Genomic DNA, 20133 nt, shown 5'->3' with positions numbered 1-20133 from the left:
GCTTTTTTTTGTGAGTTTTTCGTCATGTTTTTATAAAATTTTTATAAACGTGACATTCATAATATTAATATAAAAAACAATACCCGGCCTAATTATATATTTTTGATATTAATTTATGCACGAAATGTGAAAGGAGTGGTTATTTTAAATTGGCAAATATTCACAGGTTGACTATAACTCTTAAGGCAAATTAGTAAGATAATCTTTTTACCCAACCTTTTTTTATGTCATTCCGACATCTCGTCCTCCGGACCTCTTGTGCTGTCGTTAATGAATTTCCATGCCGGTACAAAGCCGGTGTGGAGTAATTAATTTTACATCGTGAATCAATGTAAACCTCATGGAAAACAGTAGTTAACAACCAGGGTGAGCGAATATGGTAAGCACGCAAAGTGATGGAATATCGAGAAAGTCTAAACGTGAGTTAAAAGATTATCCCTTAAACAAACTGTATATTGCCCTAAAGATAATTTTAATTTCTTCGACGATCGGAATGCAGAATGCGTTTGCGGTCGATCTGCCTTCGGCGGATGCTGGTTGCATTGGTGGGACAGCGACCTGTACTGTCACCAGCGCGCTGGGCACTGATTTTGACATCACCGCTGATATCACTCCTGCCGGCACCGTCGATGCTATCATCGCTGATTCCAGTGTCACAGGCAGCACTTTCACGGTGGACAGCGGGTTGACTGTCACCGGTAATGCAAGTGCCAACGGTTTCAATTTTCTTACCGGCAGTAGCGCCAACAACATCACCAACAACGGGACCATACAGGGCGGGAATGGGATCAATTTTAATGGTGGCAATAATTTCACCATCATTAACAACGGCGTTATTGACAGCACTGGGACGGGCAGTTTTTACGCTTTAGCGAATTTCGGCGACGGACTGACCCTGACGAATAATGAAGGGGCGACGATTTCCGGTAAGCATACTGCCATCGAAGGCGATGCTTCCAGTAGTGGTGGTACGACTATCAACAATGCCGGCTCAATCACCACAGATGACGGCGCCAGCGGCGTGGCGATTAAACTCTACGGCAGTAATAATACTATTAATCTCAATACCAGTTCTAATATTACCGGGGATATTCAACTTGTACCCGGGCAGACAGGCAATGTGCTCAACCTTTTGGATGGCAGTGCATCCGTTGGGACGTTCAGTAATTATTTAAACAATAACTCGCTCAACACCCTGAATATCAACGCTCCCGGACTGGAATGGGACCTGACAAATACGTTACCGGTCGCGGGCGCGATTAATATTATCGCCGGTAATGTTGTGGTGACAGGTGACCTCAGCAGCACGACGGCTGATGGAACGACGATCGGCAGTGGCAGCACTTTGCAGATAGGTAACGGCGGCACCACCGGTACACTTGACAGCGTGGTCGTCAACGACGGCACGCTGACATTTAACCGCAGTGATGACGTGACGATTTCCCAGGATATTTCGGGCACCGGCAATGTGGTTCAGGCAGGTGCAGGCGTCACCAATCTGGCGGCAAACGGCACCTGGAGCGGCGGTACGCAGGTAACGTCTGGCACGCTGAACGGGATGGCGGCGACTAACGCACTCGGCACCGGCGCCGTCAGCGTAACCAACGGCGCGATCCTGCAACTGGGCGATGCCTCGACGTTTGCGGATTACTACTTTTCCGCCAACGCGCTCTCTCTCGACGCCTCAACCTTGCGCATGAATGGTTCGCAGGCCACGGCGATAAGCGGCAATGTCACTTATCACTTTGACAATCTGACTTCACCGATTTCCCTTTCAAACTCAACGCTGGATTTCGAGCAGGCAGCCAGCGCCAACATTATTTTTAACGGTGATCTCGACGCTATTAACACCAGTTCGCTCAACTACGTTGCGGACTCAGGTGCACATACGCTGGCGATGAACGGTAATCTCACCGGTTCCGGCACGTTCAGCGTGAATATGTCGGAGAACACCCCCGATTCCCTCGGCCTCTCGTTTAACGGCGCAGCGAATAATTACACCGGTACGTTAAGCCTGAACGGCGACGCTTACACCGTGGATGTGAATACTCTGCTCGGGCAGGCGTCCTGGTCGATTACCGGCCAACAGACGCTGAACTTTAATGGAGCCAACACCCATGCTGCTACGGCGATTAGCACCAGCGCCAACAGTGTGGTGAATATCACCGATACGGATACGACCTTACAGGTTGGTGCCGGGACGGTGAAAGGCGTGATTGGCGGGCTGGGTAATCTGACGAAAACCAGTACCGGTATTTTGGCGCTTGATGGTGTAAACACCTACACCGGCACGACTGAAATCGCCGGCGGCACGATCAATTTCGGTGTCGCTAACGCGATTGCTGCCAGCAGCTCGGTAAAAATGGATACCAACACCACGCTGGGCTTTAAGAATTTCGACCAGACGTTGCAGAATCTGAACGGAACGGGAACCATCACCCTGGGCAGCGGCGATCTGACTGCACAAAACAATATTGATACCGCATTCAGCGGCAAAATTTCCGGCACCGGCGATGTCATTAAAACCGGCACCGGTGCACTGTCGCTTTCCGGCAACGCCAACTCGGTCGGTGCAACCACGGTTAACGCGGGCAATCTGCACTTCGCTCAAAACGGCGTCTATACCACAACGGGTCTGACGGTGAACACCGGTGCCACGGCGCAGCTCGACGGCACTGCACAAATCACCTCTTCAGGCGCGGCGGACATTGAAGGGGATCTAAACGTTGCGCTCGGCGGCACGACGCCAAAAATCACCTCTGATACTGCCACGCTGGGCGCAGGCTCCACGCTGGACGTCAGCGGTTTTAGCCCGGTAATAGCGACGAAAGCTAGCGATCTGAGCGGCACGCGCACGGTTGTCCTGCAAACCACTGGCGGGATCACCGGCAACTTTGGCACGGTGAACGGCGTCACGGCCAGCGGCGTGGATTACTATTTCAACGATGCAAAACTTTCTACCGATGGTAAAAATTACAGTCTCGGCAGCGAGCTGGCGTGGACATCAGGCACCTCGCAGGCCACCGGTAATTTCACCCTTGCGGACGCGGGGGATACGTTTAACGTCGACGTGGCGCTGGGCGATGAGACCGCTAATGGCTCGACATGGGATGGCAAATCACTGACCAAACTGGGCGCGGGTAACCTGACGCTTTCCAGTGCCAATACCTACAGCGGCACCACCAGCGTTGAAGCGGGAACGCTGACCACCGGCATCGCTAATGCGTTTGCGGACAGTACGGTGGTGAATGTTGCCTCCGGTGCAACGCTCTCGCTGAACAATTTCAGCCAGATGGCGCAGGATCTGACCGGCGCAGGCGCAATAACGCTGGGCACCGGTACCCTGACGGCGCAAAACAACAACGATACCGCGTTTGACGGGACGATCACCGGCACAGGCGGGTTGACCAAAACCGGCACCGGCACGCTGACGCTCTCCGGCGCGGGCAACAGCGTCGGTGCGGCGGACGTCTCGGCGGGAACGCTGCATCTGACTCAAAACGGGACCTTTAACGCCGCCAGCCTGCTGGTAGATACCGGTGCGACGGCGCAGCTCGACAGCACCGCACAGGTGGTGACCAGCGGCAATTCCACCGTGAACGGTACGCTGGATGTCACACTCGGCGGCACCGGGCCGATGATTACGGCGTCTGACGCAAACCTCGGCACAAGCTCCGTGCTCAATGTCACCGGCTTTACCCCTGTTGCGGCCACCAAAGCCAGCGATCTGAACGCCGCCCGTACGGTGGTTATTAATACCACGGGTGGCATCACCGGCGATTTCAGCTCGGTGACCGGCATCAGCCCGAGTGATTACGATTATATCTCTAACAACGCGCGCAAATCCGGCGACGGGAACAGTTACAGCGTGGGCAGTGAGCTGACCTGGAATGCCGGGCCAACGCTCTCGTCCGGTGACTTCACACTGGTTAACGCGGGTGATGCGTTTGACGTGGACGTAGTGCTAGGTAATCAGACGCCGGGCAATTCCGGCTGGGACGGCACATCGCTCACTAAACTGGGTGCGGGCAATCTGACGCTGTCAGCGGCTAACACTTACACCGGTGCGACCAGCATTCAGGCCGGGACACTCACCGGCGGCGTCATTGACGCGATTGCCACCAGCAGCAGTGTGAATGTGGCGGATGGCGCGACGCTGGCGCTGAATAACTTCAACCAGCTTGTGCAGGATCTGTCCGGCGCCGGGATTATCACGCTGGGTACCGGCACGCTGACGGCGCAGAGCAACACCAACACTGCGTTTGACGGGGCGATAACCGGCACCGGCGGCCTGAGTAAAACCGGCAACGGCACGCTGACGCTTTCCAGCACCGGTAACTCTGTCGGCGCGGCGAATATCAGCGCCGGTAAGCTGCATCTCACGCAGGACGGGGTTTTCAATGCCTCAACCCTGAGCGTCGATAATGGCGCGACGTTAACTCTGGATGCTGATTCACAGGTCGTGTCCACTGGCTCGGCGGTGTTCGACGGCACACTGGACATCACGCTGGGCGGTGCATCTCCGCTGGTGACCGCCGCCGGGGCGAACATCAATGCCACCAGCTCCACGCTGAATATTTCCGGTTACACCAGCGGCGCGGTGGCGAAAGCCAGTGATCTCGACGGTGCCCGTACGGTGATTATCCACACCACCGGCGGAATAACCGGTGATTTCCAGGATGTGGAAGGTGTGGGGGCGGGCAATGCGGATTATATTGTCACTGACGCGAAAAAATCTGCCGATGGCTTCGATTATACCGTCGGCAGCTCGCTGGCATGGAATGCGGCAGCACCGCTGTCAACCGGCACCTTTACCCTCAACGATGCCGATACTTTTAATGTAGACGTGGTACTGGCTGATCAGACCGCCAACGGATCCGTCTGGGACGGCACCACACTGACTAAAGCCGGTACCGGCACCCTGATGCTCTCTGCGGTTAACACCTATACCGGTGGTACAAAGATCACCGGCGGGGTTCTACAAACCGGCGTTGAAAACGCGCTGGTCACCAGCAGTGCCGTGGTGGTTGACGCAGGGGCCACCTTTGATCTCAATAACTATAATCAGCAAGTGGCAAATCTGAGCGGTGAAGGCAATGTGACGCTCGGTTCCGCCACGCTGACGCTGGAAAACAATACCAATGAAGGCCTTAACGGCGTGATCAGTGGCACCGGCGGGCTGGTGAAAGAGGGGACGGGCTCACTGACTCTTGGCGGAGTTAACACCTATTCCGGTGGCACGGTAATCAATGGTGGCAGGGTCTCTCTGGTTAACGAAAGTTCGCTGGGTGATGTCAGTGGCGACGTGACCATCAACAATAACGCCGAACTGGCGGTAAGTGTGCCGGGCGAGTTTGTTTATGACGTCCAGCTGGGTACTGGCGGCGGCACGATTATCGGCACGTCGGGGATCACCATGAGCGGCGTGATCGGCGGCAGCGGTCCACTGACCACCCGTGGGATTATCGATGTCACCGCTGATAATACTTACACCGGCGGAACCACGATCAGCGCGAACTCGACGCTCTCTATGGGCCGTAGGACCACCACCGGCAGCGTGATCGGCGATATTACCAACAACGGTACGCTGGCGCTGACGCGCAGTAATGATTTTACCCTTGATGGTGTGATCAGCGGAACGGGCCATGTGGATGCCCTGGGCACAGGTACGGCGACGTTGACCGGCGTGAATACCTACACCGGTGGCACCAACGTGTTGGGCGGGCTGCGAGTGACCGGTGACGGTACGCTGGGTTCCGGCGCGGTGGCGATTGCCTCACCCGGCTCGCTGTTTGTTGATGCACCGAACGGTGGCAGTTACACCTTCGGCAATGCGCTGAGCGGCAGCGGCACGCTGAAAGCCAGTCTGGGGGCGGGGACCGATGTCTTTGCCTTTGGCGCAGGTACCGGTGCCGCATTTACCGGTACGGTGGAATTAGGCCAGGGGCAATTTGCGCTGGACGGAGATAACACCACGGCGCTGACCGGAGCGACGCTGCAACTCGACGCAGGTAACACCACCGTTGTCGCGGCGGCAGATCAAAACATCGGCAACCTGACCCTCAACGGCGGCACCATGTCCTGGAGTGGACAAACCCCTCCGCAGGGGCCAGCGGGCAAAGTAACAGTCACCGATCTCGCGCTAAACAGCGGTACCGTTCAGGTGGATGTGCCGGTATCTGACGGTGTGCCGAACCCGGTGCCTTCGCCGGGAGCCAATATTCTGGCACAGGACGACGGGGAAATTCAGGCACAGCTGATCGCGGCCAGCGGTACGGTCACTGGGGATGCTTCCACACTCGGGCTGGTGGACAGCACCGGTCAGGCCGTCAGCAATCCGCAAACGCTGGCGATCACCGAAGGCACGACCACGGTGGCGAACGGCAGCTATAACTTCCTGCTCTCAACCGGCAGCAACAACGACGGGCTGTATCTTGGCTATGGCCTGACGGCGCTGGACCTGGTGACCGGTCAGACGTTGCATCTGGCACCAGACAGCGGCGCGACCACAACCAGCGCTGCGCTGAATGCGGTGGTCTCCGGCGGCGGGAATCTTGACCTCAACGGCAGTGCCTCCGCCGATCAGACGCTGACCCTCAGCAATGTCAATAACACCTACACCGGGAGCACCACCGTCAGCGGTGGTACGCTGGTAGCTGGCACCGACAATGCGCTTGGCGCAACGTCAGGGCTGATTTTGCAGGGCAGCACCGGGTTCGATCTGAACGGCAAAACCCAGACCATCGGCAGCCTGAGCGGAGCGGCAGGATCGACGCTGAACGTTAACGGCGGGAACCTGACGCTAAGCCAGGGCGGCCAGAGCGAGGGCTCACTGACCGGCGCGGGCAATCTGACCGTCACCGACGGCAGCCTGACCGTTAACGGCGCAAACAGTGGGCTGAGCGCCGCCGTGGTGTTGAATAACACCGCGCAGGCGCTGCTTGATGACGTCGCTGCGCTGGGCACCGGCACGGTAAACCTCAACGGTGCGGGTACCGGCATACAGATCACCGGCGCCACTGGCACACTGGTGAACGCGCTGAGCGGCACCGGTGCGGCCAGCGTACTCGGCGGTTCAGCGGTGACGCTCTCCGGCAATAACAACGGATTTGGCGGCAGCTTTACTATCGACAACACCAGCAGCCTGACGGCGACCACAGCGGAAAATCTGGGGACGGCCTCTGTCAGCAATGATGGCGTGCTGAACCTCGACAGTGGCACCGACTGGGCATTCTCCAGCGTGGTGAGCCGTGCCGGTGCGTTGCAAAAAGCGGGCAGCGGCAATATCACCGTGGGCAGTGCGAACACTTACACCGGCGGTACCGCGGTAAACGCAGGCACCCTGACGCTCACCAATGCGCAGGGTATCGGCACCGGCGCGGCCACTGTCTCGGCACCGGGTACGCTGGCGGTGAATCTGACCAACGGAAACTTCAGCAATTCGCTGGATAACGCCGGTCTGTTCACGCTGAGCGGCGACGGTAACCAGCTGAGCTCGGCGATTAGCGGCAACGGCATCAACCGCATTTCAGCCACTAACCTGAGTATCTCCGGCGATAACAGCGCCTTCGGTGGCGCATGGGATCTGGCTTCCGGCAGTTCCTCCACCATTACCAGCGCACAAAATCTCGGTACAGGCAGCGCGCTGCTTAACGGGACGCTCAATGTCGCTCCGGCCAGCGGTAACTTTGCGTTCACCAATGCGCTAACCGGTCAGGGCGCGCTGAACGTGGCGATGACCACGGCGGCAGATCGCTTCTCCTTCGGCGCGGGCAGCGGTAACGCTTTCGCAGGTAATGTCAGCCTCGGGCAGGGCGCGTTCCAGCTTTCCGGTACGGATACGCTGGCGCTGACCAATGCCACGTTGCAAAATCAGTCGGCCAACATTACCGTGGGCGCAGGCAACCAGAACATCGGTAATCTGGCGATGAATGGCGGGACGACAACGTTTGATGTGCTGACCCACTCGCAGATCACCACCAACCAGCTGGCGCTGAACGGCGGCGAAGTGCGGGTCAATGGCCTCGGAACGTTACCGGATCCGGCCAACGCGGCCACTGAACCACTGCTTCAGCAGGACGACATCATCGGCGATCCGCTGATCCTTTCGCAGGGCAATACCGGCTCTTCGGCCAATCTGACGCTGACCGATGGTTCAGGCAATGTACTGGCACCGACCACCGCCAACGTCACCCAGCTTGGCAAAGTTGTCGGGGTGGGCACCTACGGTTACGGGCTGACCGGCAGCAATTTGCAGGATCAAACCGGTCTGTTCCTTTACTCTGGCCTGATCAAACTGAATTTGCTGGCAGGTCAGCAGCTTTCACTGGTACAGGATGGCAGCGCACCGGTCGGGGGTAATGAGATGCACGCGCTGATAACCGGCGCGGGTGGCCTGAATTTGGACGTGGTGAACTCCGTGACGCTCAACAACCCGCTGAACGATTACACCGGATCCACGACGGTCACCAACGGGACGTTGCGTCTGGGCTTTGATCACACCCTCGGTAATACCTCCTCGTTGGATCTGCTGGGCACCAGTCAGGTTGACCTGAACGGTAAAACGCAAAGTATCGGTGCACTGAACAGCGCGGCGGACACGGTCGTCAACCTCAACGGGGGCACGCTGACTATCACCGACAGCCAGCGTGCAGCGGGTGACACCAATGGCGGCACCGTGAACGGGCGTCTGACCGGCAGCGGCCAGTTGATAGTTGACCCGAGTATTCTGACGATCGATGGCGCGAACCCCACTCTTTCGGCGACGACGCTTATCACCGGCGGTTCGCAAGTGCGTCTGAACAATGTGCAGGGGCTTGGCACCGGCAGCATCACGATGGACGCGGCGGACGACTTGCTGACGTTTGATACCTTTAACGGTCAGACCGCCAGCGGTGCATTGGCTAATCAACTGCTCGGTGCAGGTTCTGTTCAGCTAGACAGCACGGAAGTCATCAGCCTGGCGGCGGATAACAGCACTTTCAGCGGTAACTTCACTATCGGCAATGATGCCACACTGATTGTCTCTGAGAATGCGGACATCGGTACGGCGTCCGTTACCGATAACGGTAAGTTGCAGATTGATAATGCGGCGGATATGACGCTGAACAACATCGTTACCGGCACCGGCGGACTGGTGAAAAACGGCGCGGGCACGCTGACTGTCTATCAGCCCGCGTATTCCGGCACGACTGATATCAACAGCGGGACAGTCATCGTCGGCGACGGCACACAAACAGGAGCGAAACTGGGGGCAGACGGTGCCGGTGTGGTCACTGTGGCGTCCGGCGCAACGCTTGCCGGTAATGGCACTATCAGCGGTGATGTGACCAACAACGGCACCGTCGCCGCACTCAACAGCCTTTCGGCTTACGGCTCGGCAGCAGCCAGCGTGCTTAACCTCAGCGGCAATCTGACCAACAACGGTTTATTGCAACTGGCGGGTGGAACGATCGGCAACACTTTATCGGTCGGCGGCAACTATGTCGGCGGCGGGGTGCTGGCGCTGCGCACGGTGCTCGGCGGCGATAACTCGGTGACCGATAAACTGGCAGTGGCGGGTGATACTTCCGGCACTACGCAGGTGACGGTGCAAAATGCCGGCGGGAACGGCGCGCAGACCACTACCGGGATTCAGGTGGTGGACGTCGGTGGGGCTTCGAACGGTGTATTCAGTCTAAATGGCCGTGCAGTGGCCGGGGCGTACGAATATCATCTGGTGAAGAACACCACCAACGGCGACTGGTATCTGCAATCGGGCAATGACACACCTGTGCCGCCGCAGCCACCAGAACCGCCAACGCCGTCTTCGAACAATTTCCGTCCTGAACCGGGCGCATATCTGGCGAACCAGCGTGCGGCACAGAACATGTTCCTGCACACGCTTTATGACCGTTCCGGGGCGGCGCGCAGCAGTCAGGACACCGATATGGCGAAAGGCTGGGTGCGCCTGGGGGGCGATTACACTAAACAGAAAAGTAACGGTGGTCTGTACGATGAGAAAACCCACACCACGCTGGTGCAGCTCGGCAGCGATTTGTATCAGCTCGACGGTGTAAAGGGTGACCAAATCAACGCCGGTGTGATGGCGGGCTACGGGCATTCGAGCAGTAATACCAGCGTTAAAAACAGCACCTATGAAGCCAGCGGGCAGGTGAACGGTTACAGTATCGGGGCCTACGGCACATGGTATGAGCAGCCAGATCGCGTGACCGGTGCCTACGTCGATAGTTGGATCCAGCACGCCTGGTATAAAAACGATGTCAACGGCGACAGCCTGCCGCAGGAGTCTTACGACAGTCAGGGGACGGATGTTTCGCTCGAAACCGGTTACGGCTTCGCGATGAAACAATCCGATGAAGTCCGCTGGGTAGTGACCCCACAGGCACAGCTGATTTACAGCCACTATGAAACCGATGGTCATACCGAGCAAAACGGTACCCGCGTCAACGCCAACGGCGACGACGGCATCAGAAGCCGCATGGGCGTGCGTCTGAGCCGCCAGAATACCGTCAAACTGAACAGCGCACAGCCGTTCGTCGAAGTGAACTGGTATAACGGCAAACCGGCGTCAGACAGCGTGGACTTCAATAAGGTACGTTTTGAAAACGCCACGTCGGTTAACCGTTACGAGGTCAAAGCCGGGGTGACCGGTTCCATCAATGAAAAATGGCAGACCTGGGGACAAGTCAGCAGCACCTGGGGTGATAACAACTATCAGGGCTATCAGGGCATGGTGGGGGTGAAATACCAGTGGTAAGACGATAACCCTGTCAGTTGATTAAATGAAAAAGCCGCAGCGATTATCCCTCGTTGCGGCTTTTTTATTGTGGGGCGATCAGAGGAAATCTTGTCTCTGTGGCGTAAAGGTATCGAGCAGCACGCCTTTCTCCAGACAAACGCAGCCGTGCATGATGTACGGTTTTTTATACAATGTATCGCCCGCCGACACTTCCCGCGTTTCTTCACCAATGGTGAATTTGAAGCGTCCGGACAGCACGTACGTCAGCTGTTCATGCACATGATTGTGCATCGGGCCGACCGCGCCTTCTTCAAAATACACTTCGACCGCCATCATGGTGCCGTCGTGCGCCAGAACGCGACGGCTGACACCGTCACCCAGATCCTGCAATGGAATGTCTTTTCTAAAGATGAACATCAGTTAGTCCTTACGTAATGAGCTGAGCAGGGCATCCGGAATTTCAGCCAGATACAACGCCGGTAATCCTTCGTAGTCGGTGGTGAACAGCACGTGGCGATCGTCTGGCGAAAAAGAGGGGTGCGGATGCGTGACCTGACGGTCACCGTCGAGCACGCGCCATGAACTGTTATGAGCTGCCAGCGGGGCGTACTGACGCGTTTTGGCATCAAAAATGTACAGCCACGGATCGTTTTCAATCGTATGGCTGGCAGTATCTTGCACATCCACCGGCGTACCGGAACCGTCGCCAACCAGCAGTGAGCCATTTTCGTTGCTCATCAGATGGGAACAGGCTGGCATGGTCATCAGGCTGATATCTTCGCCGGTTTGCGGATCATAACGGCGGATATGACGATCGGGCTGGCCTTTCAGGTAGGAGACGTACATTAAGGCCGAGCCGTCCGGTACCCAGAATTCATGCGTGCAGCTTTCGCCCGGTGCATGTTCCTTCACCTTGCGCACGTGAGTGCCGTCTTCATTGACCAGCCACATACGCGCATCGACCAGATCGTGCGGGCCTTCGTGGCAAAACGCGACGGTGCTATCATCATACGGGCGATAGATCGGATGGCCGAGCCATTCATTTTTCTCATGAATCACGGTGGATTTTCCGCTCAGAAGATCCACCTTCAGCAAGCGGCAGCGCGGATTACTGTGGTAAAACGCCTGAAAGATTTTCCAGTCTGAGAGCGGCGTCCAGTCTTCGCGACTGATCTCAATGCCAACCAGGCTGGTGCATTCGCTGTTCGCCACCCAGGTGCCGTAACCGACCCATTCTTCCGGCACCTGATATACCGTTGCTTCGCTGAAATCCGCCAGTGTGACCCGCTGCAGACGACGTTCGTTTTTAACGTAATACAGGTATTGATCATCCGGGGAAAGGAATCCGCCAAAGGTGTTATCGCCTTTACTTTCGGTCAGTTGCACTGCTTTTTGAGTGTTCAGATCCAGCAAGTAATAATTGCGATTGCCGTCAAATTCCCCTGCAAACAAGACCTTACTCCCATCGCGGGTAAAACATTTTTGATAGAAATAGTTGCGATGACAAAGCACATCGGGCGGCGTCAACCGGGTAACGCGTGCGCCGGTTTGCGGGTCCGAAATGGTGTGGAAACTGAATTGAATCTGAGAACCTTTCGCCATGATTCACCTCATAAGTGGCAATAAAATCAGCCGGGTAATTGGCTTTCTTTTATTAATTGAAATGTAATTTCATTAAATTGAAAACACACTACCACTTACTGCTGTGGACTGAAGGCGAGCGCTGCCAAAAATGCCATCTGGATCACATTTTTCCCTTCTGTAAAAAACATTCTATAATGTCATGGTTTCGTAAATATCAATTGATACCCAGAATACATTAAGGGTACTGAACAAATACCTCACGCTTTACAAAGTGGAGTTATTTTAGAAAAGGGATGTACATGATTAGATTGAGAAAGAAACGCGTCAAACCGATGCAAATTAACGATATCACTATCATCGACGATTCCAAGCTCAAGAAGGCGATCACCGCTGCTGCGCTCGGTAATGCGATGGAGTGGTTTGACTTTGGTGTTTACGGTTTTGTCGCCTTCGCGCTGGGTCAGGTGTTTTTCCCTGGCGCAGATCCGGGTATTCAGATGATTGCCGCACTGGCAACGTTCTCAGTGCCATTCCTCGTCAGGCCTCTGGGCGGTCTGTTCTTCGGTGCACTGGGGGATAAGTTTGGTCGCCAGAAAGTATTATCTGTCACCATTATTATCATGTCGGTCAGTACCTTCTGTATCGGTCTGATACCCGGCTATGCCACCATCGGTATCTGGGCACCCATTTTGCTGTTACTGGCAAAACTGGCGCAGGGGTTCTCGGTGGGCGGTGAATACACCGGTGCCGCGATCTTCGTTGCTGAATACTCTCCGGACAGAAAACGTGGCTTCCTCGGCAGCTGGCTGGACTTTGGATCCATCGCCGGTTTCATCCTCGGTGCGGGCGTGGTTGTTCTGATTTCCAGCATCGTCGGCGAAGCAAACTTCCTCGAGTGGGGCTGGCGTATTCCGTTCTTCATCGCCGCGCCGTTGGGTCTGATTGGTATCTACCTGCGTCATGCGCTGGAAGAGACCCCGACGTTCCAGCAGCACGTTGATAAAATCGACAGTGATTCCCGTAAAGACATTGCAGAGCCGCCGAGAGTCTCTTTCCGCGAAATTCTGACCAAACAGTGGAAACCGCTGATCGTCTGCGTCGGTATGGTGATTGCCACCAACGTCACCTACTACATGTTGTTGACGTATATGCCGAGTTACCTGTCCCACAGCCTGCATTACTCTGAAGACCACGGCGTGTTGATCATCATCGCTATCATGGTCGGTATGCTGTTCGTCCAGCCATTTATGGGTTTGCTGAGCGACCGATTTGGCCGTAAGCCATTCATCCTTATCGGCAGCGTGGGGCTGTTTATTCTGGCGATACCGTGCTTTATTCTGATCAACAGCGGTGTAGTGGGGCTTATCTTTGCAGGGCTTCTGATCCTCGCGGTGTTGCTGAACTGCTTCATCGGCGTGATGGCCTCGACCTTACCGGCGATGTTCCCGACCCATATCCGTTACAGCGCGCTGGCGATTGCCTTTAACGTTTCTGTGCTGATTGCCGGCCTGACGCCAACTATCGCCGCGTGGCTGGTGGAATCGACCGGTAACTTGTATATGCCTGCCTACTACCTGATGGTGGTTGCGGTTATTGGTCTGGTCACCGGTATCTTCATGAAAGAAACCGCCAATCGTCCGCTGAAAGGCGCGACACCGGCGGCTTCTGACCGTGCCGAAGCGAAAGAAATCCTGCAAGAACATCACGACAATATCGAACAGAAAATCGAAGATATTGATACGCAGATTGCTGAACTTCAGGCCAAAAGAAAAAACCTGATCGACCAGCATCCTGAAATCAACGGATGATGTTTTGATGAAGTAAATGAGGCCGGTCAGCATTGTTGACCGGCCTTTTTTTTGCCTTGCGCCGCATTTTTCCCAATCCTGCTCCATACTTCATTTCCCGGTCATCTGAATGGAAAGCATGAATGCAGAATCCTACGTTGTTTCAGTTCTTTCACTGGTATTACCCGGACGGCGGCAAGCTGTGGCCGGAAGTGGCGGAAAAAGCCGCGTGGCTGGCAGAAATCGGTATCACTGCGGCATGGCTGCCGCCTGCGTATAAGGGTGATTCCGGCGGATATTCCGTCGGTTACGACACCTATGATTTGTTTGATCTCGGTGAGTTCGAGCAAAAAGGATCCCGCGCCACCAAGTATGGCGACAAAGATGGTTTACTGGCGGCGATTGCTGCGCTGAAACAACATCAGCTCGGCGTGATCCTTGATGTGGTGCTCAATCACAAAATGGGTGCTGACGAAAAAGAACGCGTGCAGGTTAACCGCGTCAATATTGATAACCGCGAAGATATCAGCGATGACATCATTGAAGCGGATGCCTGGACGCGTTTCACATTCCCCGTGCGTAACGGCCAGTATTCCAAATTTATCTGGGATTTCCACTGCTTCAGCGGCGTCGATCACATCGAAAACCCCGATGAAAACGGCATCTTTAAAATCGTCAACGATTACACCGCCGGTGGCTGGAACGATCAGGTGGATGACGAGTTCGGTAATTACGATTACCTGATGGGCGCCAACGTCGATTTCCGTAACAACGCCGTCAATGAGGAGCTGAAATACTGGGCGCGCTGGCTGATGGATCAGACCCAATGCACCGGCTTTCGCCTCGACGCGGTCAAGCACATTCCGGCGTGGTTCTATAAAGACTGGATCGACCATATTCAGGCAGAAGCTGAGCAGCCGATGTATATCGTCGCCGAATACTGGTCACACGATGTCCCGACGCTGCAAAATTATATCGATCAGGTCGATGGTAAAACGATGCTGTTCGATGCGCCGTTGCAGCTTAACTTCCACCATGCGTCAAAGCAGGGGGCGGATTTCAACTTCACGCAGATTTTTGACAACACGCTGGTGGCGGCCGATCCGGCGCACGCCGTGACGCTGGTCGCTAACCACGACACCCAGCCGTTACAGTCGCTGGAAGCGCCGATCGAGCCGTGGTTCAAACCACTGGCCTACGCGCTGATACTGTTGCGTGAACAAGGCGTGCCGATTGTCTTTTATCCCGATCTCTTCGGTGCGACTTATGAAGATGAAGGCGATGACGGCAATAATTACACCATCGATATGCCTGCTATTCCTGGGCTGGAGACGTTAATCAAAGCGCGACAGACCCACGCATGGGGCGTGCAGACGGACTATTTTGATCACCCTAATTGCATTGCGTTCAGTCGCAGCGGCACCGAAGAGCATCCTGGCTGCGTGGTAGTGATGTCCAACAGCGAGGCAGGAGAGAAAACCATTGAACTGGGTGAAAATCTCGCACACATAAAATGGCGGGATTTGCTGGAACATCGTGAAGACATTATCGAAACCGACGAGCATGGCACGGCGCAGTTCTTCTGCGAAGCGGGCAGTGTGAGCGTGTGGATTTTAGCGGAGTGACACCAACGGCAGGCTGACGGGAATATCAGCCTGCCGTTTAATCAGCGGATACCGAAAGCAATCAGCAGTGAATACATCCCAATCAGCAGTACAAATGCCACCACGCCAGCCATACCGCTCGCTCTTGCCATCAAATACCACGGGAAGGTGACCAGCATAATCATCGCGTTGAGCGGCACCGCATACCACTTCCATTTTTTCGGGGCCATTATCCACAGCACAAAAAAACCGACCATACTCAGCACGCCGTAATTTGTCACCACCATTTGAAGATTGCTAACATCTGGTTTGAAAGTCTCGAAAAATCCCAACAGTATTCTGACCAGAACTGCCATCGCCAGCAGTGAAAAGCCGCTTTCAATCATCACCATAATGCCCTGACGATAGCGCAGCCGCTGTTCCAGCAAGCTGTAACCCTGTATAAAAATACCGACCAGTAAAATCAGCGCAATACGGTCACGCCATCTGTTGGGATCGTCGTGGGTGCCCAACATGATCAGCAAAAGCCAGAACCCGGTCAGAAACACGGTTCCCCAAGTCAGCGCCAGCCGGGTTTCTGCCAGACTGCTCACCAGCTGAGAATTGACTCGTGGCAAAAGGGATGGGAAATGCATACGGATGTGGCTCAGCTCTTTATTGAGCGGCGTGAGGAAATCCGGTATCCATTTTGCCCACCACGGCAGTGTTGCACCTTCAACGGTCAGCAGCCGCAAACGCTGGCGATCCAGTGCCGAGCCCTGATACTTTTTTGCCAACTGCGACCAGTAATAGTTCGCGCCCGTTTTCTCAATCTGATAATGAAGCGCAGCAAGACGTTGTGATGAAATCCCTTCAGGCTGATAGTGGTCAATCTCCCAGCCCATCACCTCAGACACTTTCATCAGCAGCGCCGAATACAATCCTTCGCGCTCACACAGCTGAGCGGCCAGCTCCTGGCTGAACACTTCACGCAGCCGCAGATTTTGCAATACATCGCCGGAAAGCGTGGACCGCAGGCGTTTCAGGCCTTCGATTTCATCATCCATTAGACTATTAATAATGCCCGTTATGGTATCCGTCAGGCGTATTTCCTGCTCCAGCGACGTATCGATAACCGGCGTTTTCTGCGTAAGAGGCTCAACGTGAATCTGCATTTTCCACGGCGAAGAAGTGGCGTCTTCGGTAGCCTCAAATTCCGCGATAAAATCATTCTGTGCAGACATCTCCGCCGCCAGCTTCGCGCCTTCAAACGCTTCTCTCAGCCGCTGATATCCCTGAGGATCCCGATCAGGCCGCGTGGTTTTCAGTTTGCGGGCATAAGCGCGTTTGATATCGCTGAGATCGTCAGTAGGTTCGATGCCTAAAACGGACCAGATACTCATGCGGTTACTCCCATTCTTTGCGCAGATAAGCGATCAATCCTTCAATCTCCTGGCGCGCTTCGGCAATCATTCTTGCATCCTGCGTATCGAGCACGCTTTCGAAGCGGTACAAATGGTCGGCAATATACTGACGCTGGTCGCCGAGACTTTGTTCATAAAACGCGTTCGCTTCGGCGACTAACTGGCGATTGACCAGTTGCTCGCGCGGATGCTGTTTAATGTTCTCCAGCCTTAGCAGGCTGGCCGAAATTTGCTCTGGCGTCAGCGAACCGGGGGATTTTTCAATCACCAGTTTCTGCATCTCGCCGGTATTGTCGACTTTGCATTCCACTTCCAGAATGCCGTCGAGCGTATAGGTAAAACGCACATCTGCGGTGATTTCTCCCGCAGGGCGTGGCGGCACATCCACAGATAACGAACCGAGCAAAATGTTGTCGGTAACCCGGCGGGCTTCACCCTGATAAATGGCGAGCTCAATGACTTTTTGCTGAGGGGTAATTGTGACGATGGATTCCACGCGGCTTACCGGCACAAAGCTGTTGCGCTCGATCAGCGGCAGGAAATGCCCGCTTTCATAGCTTTCGCCTTTACGGCGCGCGATTTCAATCCCCAGCGTAAACGGCATCACATCGGTTAGAACGATATCGTCGAGCGCCTGATCCTGCATCGCCAGCCCGGCCTGAATGCCTGCGCCTAATGCCACCGCCTCATCGGGCTGAAGATCGGTTCGGGGGAAGCGGCCAAACAAACGGGCGACGGCCTGACGCACCAGCGGCATCCGCGTTGCACCGCCCACCAGCACGATATGATCGACCTGATCCGGCGAGAATTTGGCATCGCGCAACGCCTGAATGACCGGTTTTTTCATCCGCTCAAGCGCGCTTTCGCAGCACTGCGCCAGAATATCATTGGTGATTGTCCAGCTCAGCGTTTCGCCGTCGTGCTGATAGCTGACGCTGACACAATCCTGCGAAGTCAGCTGACGTTTGGCCCTTTCCGCCAGTGTGACCAGCCGCCCCTGCAAGCCGGACTCTTCTTTATTCAGCTGCGGATACTGCGCCAGCATCCAGCTGACCAGACTGCGGGTAAAATCATCGCCGCCGAGGAACACGTCGCCGCTGCTGGCGCGCACTTCAATCACGCCTTCGAACATATCGATGATCGAGACATCAAAAGTGCCGCCGCCCAGATCGAACACCAGAAACTTTTGCTCCTGCTGATTCGCCAGCCCGTAGGCCAGCGAGGCCGCGGTCGGTTCATTCAGCAGCCGCTCGACGCGCAGACCTGCCATCTCACCGGCAGTTTTCACGGCTTTGCGCTGGATGTCATTGAAATAGGCGGGAACGGTGATAATGGCGCGCTCCACGTTGCAGCCGCAATGTTGTTCGACATCGGCCTTCAGGCTGCGTAACAGCAGGGCGGAAAGCTCCTCGGCGCGAAAATACTGATTGCCAAGCCTGAACTGATGGTCGGTGCCCATAAACCGTTTAAAACTGGAGAGGGTTAAATCGGGGTGAGTGAACAGGCGGGCATGAGCGGGTGCGCCGGTCAGTATGTGTCCGTCGTCATCAAGCCCGATGACCGAAGGCGTGAGGTTCTGCCCGTAAGCGTTGGGTACCAGCACGGCCTGACCGTTCTGCCAGATGGATACCGCACTATTTGAGGTGCCTAAATCGATCCCTATCAACATCCGTATCACTCCCAAAATAAACTTGAAAAAATGGCCGAAAGAGAACTCTATCGGCCAAAGTTACAGAATATTGAGGTTTTTTTGTAGCCGTTTACGCGATGGTTACTTTCTTATCCAGATAGACATCCTGCACCGCATTAATCAGCGCCACGCCATCCTTCATGGATTTCTTGAACGCTTTACGTCCCAGAATCAGCCCCATACCGCCCGCGCGTTTATTGATAACGGCAGTGCGTACGGATTCCTGAATGTCATTTTCCCCCGCTGCACCGCCGGAGTTAATGAGGCCCGCGCGACCCATGTAGCAGTTCGCCAGCTGATAACGCACCAGATCGATCGGGTGATCTGTTGTCAGTTTTGAATAGACGCGTTCGTCGGTGTAACCAAATTTCACGGCTTTATAGCCACCGTTATTTTCCGCCATTTTTTGTTTGACGATGTCAGCGCCAATGGTGGCGGCCAGATGGTTAGCTTGACCGGTTAAATCCGCGCTGGAGTGATAATCCTTGCCGTCTTTAATGAACGCCGGGTTGCGCAAATAGGCCCACAGCACAGTCACCATACCTAGCTCATGTGCGCGTTCAAACGCGGCTGAAATCTCTTCGATCTGGCGGCGCGACTGTTCGGAACCGAAATAAATCGTGGCGCCCACGGCCTGCGCACCCAGATTAAACGCCTGTTCCACGCTGGCATAGAGCGTCTGATCGTACTGCGTCGGATAGCTCAGCGTTTCGTTGTGGTTCAGTTTGACCAGGAACGGGATTTTATGGGCATAGCGGCGGGACACTGAGGCCAATACGCCGTAAGTCGACGCCACACAGTTACATCCGGCTTGCAGTGCCAGTTCAACAATATTTTTGGGATCGAAATACAGCGGATTGGCGGCGAATGACGCGCCAGCGGAATGTTCTACGCCCTGATCGACAGGCAGAATCGACAGATAACCGGTGCCCGCTAAGCGGCCGGTGTTATACAGATTCTGCATGGCGGTCAGCACGCGCGGGGAGCGGTTGTTGTCGATCATTACCCGGTCAACAAAATCGCTGCCCGGCAGATAAAGCTGGTCAGCGGGAATGGTTGTGCATTGATGTTGAAGCAGCGAATCTGCTTCTTTGCCTAGTAATTTCGTAATATCAGTCATGATGAACTCCGTCTCTGTCTCTGGCCGGATGGCGCAGAGCAATGAATGAACCTGATTTACAGTAGACTAACGGTTTGAATACAGCCAACTTGTACATTACATGCTCAGTAAATCATTGAATGGCTGACTGAGTCAGCACAACCAGATGGTCAGCTTGTAAAACAAACATGGGCAACAACGCGGGTAAGGTATCTGCAGGCAAGA

Annotated in this window: 8 protein-coding genes; 3 read left to right on the top strand and 5 right to left on the bottom strand. The window is 55.1% G+C overall.

Features of this window, described 5'->3' with window-relative positions; genetic code table 11:
• Window positions 1-376: 376 nt before the first annotated feature.
• Complete coding sequence (locus GE278_23050) at window positions 377-10759, top strand: autotransporter outer membrane beta-barrel domain-containing protein (GenBank protein ID QLK63657.1); 10383 nt, start codon at window positions 377-379, stop codon at window positions 10757-10759.
• A gap of 78 nt (window positions 10760-10837) precedes the next feature.
• Here the strand turns inward: GE278_23050 and GE278_23045 are convergent, their stop codons facing one another.
• Both GE278_23045 and GE278_23040 read right to left on the bottom strand, forming a co-directional pair.
• Window positions 10838-11158, bottom strand: a complete 321-nt coding sequence (locus GE278_23045) for a cupin domain-containing protein (protein QLK63656.1) — start codon at window positions 11156-11158, stop codon at window positions 10838-10840.
• A 3-nt stretch (window positions 11159-11161) separates the two neighbouring features.
• A complete protein-coding gene (locus GE278_23040) occupies window positions 11162-12343 on the bottom strand; it encodes an oligogalacturonate lyase (GenBank protein ID QLK63655.1) in 1182 nt (393 codons plus the stop codon).
• Between the two features lie 284 nt (window positions 12344-12627).
• On the opposite strand from GE278_23040, the gene proP reads away from it, so the two are divergent.
• On the top strand, window positions 12628-14133 hold the full coding sequence (gene proP, locus GE278_23035) for a glycine betaine/L-proline transporter ProP (GenBank protein ID QLK63749.1): 1506 nt from the start codon (window positions 12628-12630) through the stop codon (window positions 14131-14133).
• 122 nt (window positions 14134-14255) lie between these two features.
• Window positions 14256-15737: an alpha-amylase gene (gene amyA, locus GE278_23030; protein QLK63654.1), complete on the top strand. Its 1482-nt coding sequence runs from the start codon at window positions 14256-14258 to the stop codon at window positions 15735-15737.
• 41 nt (window positions 15738-15778) lie between these two features.
• On the opposite strand, the gene GE278_23025 is transcribed toward amyA, so the two are convergent.
• The 3 genes from GE278_23025 to fbaB all read right to left on the bottom strand — a co-directional run bounded on the left by GE278_23025 (window position 15779) and on the right by fbaB (window position 19929).
• A complete protein-coding gene (locus GE278_23025; GenBank protein ID QLK63653.1) occupies window positions 15779-17098 on the bottom strand; it encodes a hypothetical protein in 1320 nt (439 codons plus the stop codon).
• 4 nt (window positions 17099-17102) lie between these two features.
• Complete coding sequence (locus GE278_23020; protein QLK63652.1) at window positions 17103-18788, bottom strand: Hsp70 family protein; 1686 nt, start codon at window positions 18786-18788, stop codon at window positions 17103-17105.
• A 91-nt stretch (window positions 18789-18879) separates the two neighbouring features.
• Window positions 18880-19929 carry a class I fructose-bisphosphate aldolase gene (gene fbaB / locus GE278_23015; GenBank protein QLK63651.1) on the bottom strand — a complete coding sequence of 350 codons (1050 nt, stop codon included), beginning with the start codon at window positions 19927-19929 and terminating at the stop codon, window positions 18880-18882.
• Window positions 19930-20133: the final 204 nt, after the last annotated feature.

The sequence above is a fragment of the Enterobacteriaceae bacterium Kacie_13 genome (genome assembly GCA_013457415.1).
In the GTDB taxonomy this organism is placed as follows: domain Bacteria; phylum Pseudomonadota; class Gammaproteobacteria; order Enterobacterales; family Enterobacteriaceae; genus Rahnella.
The sequence above is the reverse complement of the archived record's forward strand: the minus strand, read 5'-3'. Positions and strand labels throughout refer to the sequence as shown.

Bases quoted from the DNA above. Each gene is read 5' to 3' on its own strand.
- GE278_23050 (QLK63657.1), top strand. From the start codon at position 377: ATGGTAAGCACGCAAAGTGATGGAATATCGAGAAAGTCTAAACGTGAG.
- GE278_23045 (QLK63656.1), bottom strand. From the start codon at position 11,158: ATGTTCATCTTTAGAAAAGACATTCCATTGCAGGATCTGGGTGACGGT.
- GE278_23040 (QLK63655.1), bottom strand. From the start codon at position 12,343: ATGGCGAAAGGTTCTCAGATTCAATTCAGTTTCCACACCATTTCGGAC.
- amyA (QLK63654.1), top strand. From the start codon at position 14,256: ATGCAGAATCCTACGTTGTTTCAGTTCTTTCACTGGTATTACCCGGAC.
- GE278_23025 (QLK63653.1), bottom strand. From the start codon at position 17,098: ATGAGTATCTGGTCCGTTTTAGGCATCGAACCTACTGACGATCTCAGC.
- GE278_23020 (QLK63652.1), bottom strand. From the start codon at position 18,788: ATGTTGATAGGGATCGATTTAGGCACCTCAAATAGTGCGGTATCCATC.
- fbaB (QLK63651.1), bottom strand. From the start codon at position 19,929: ATGACTGATATTACGAAATTACTAGGCAAAGAAGCAGATTCGCTGCTT.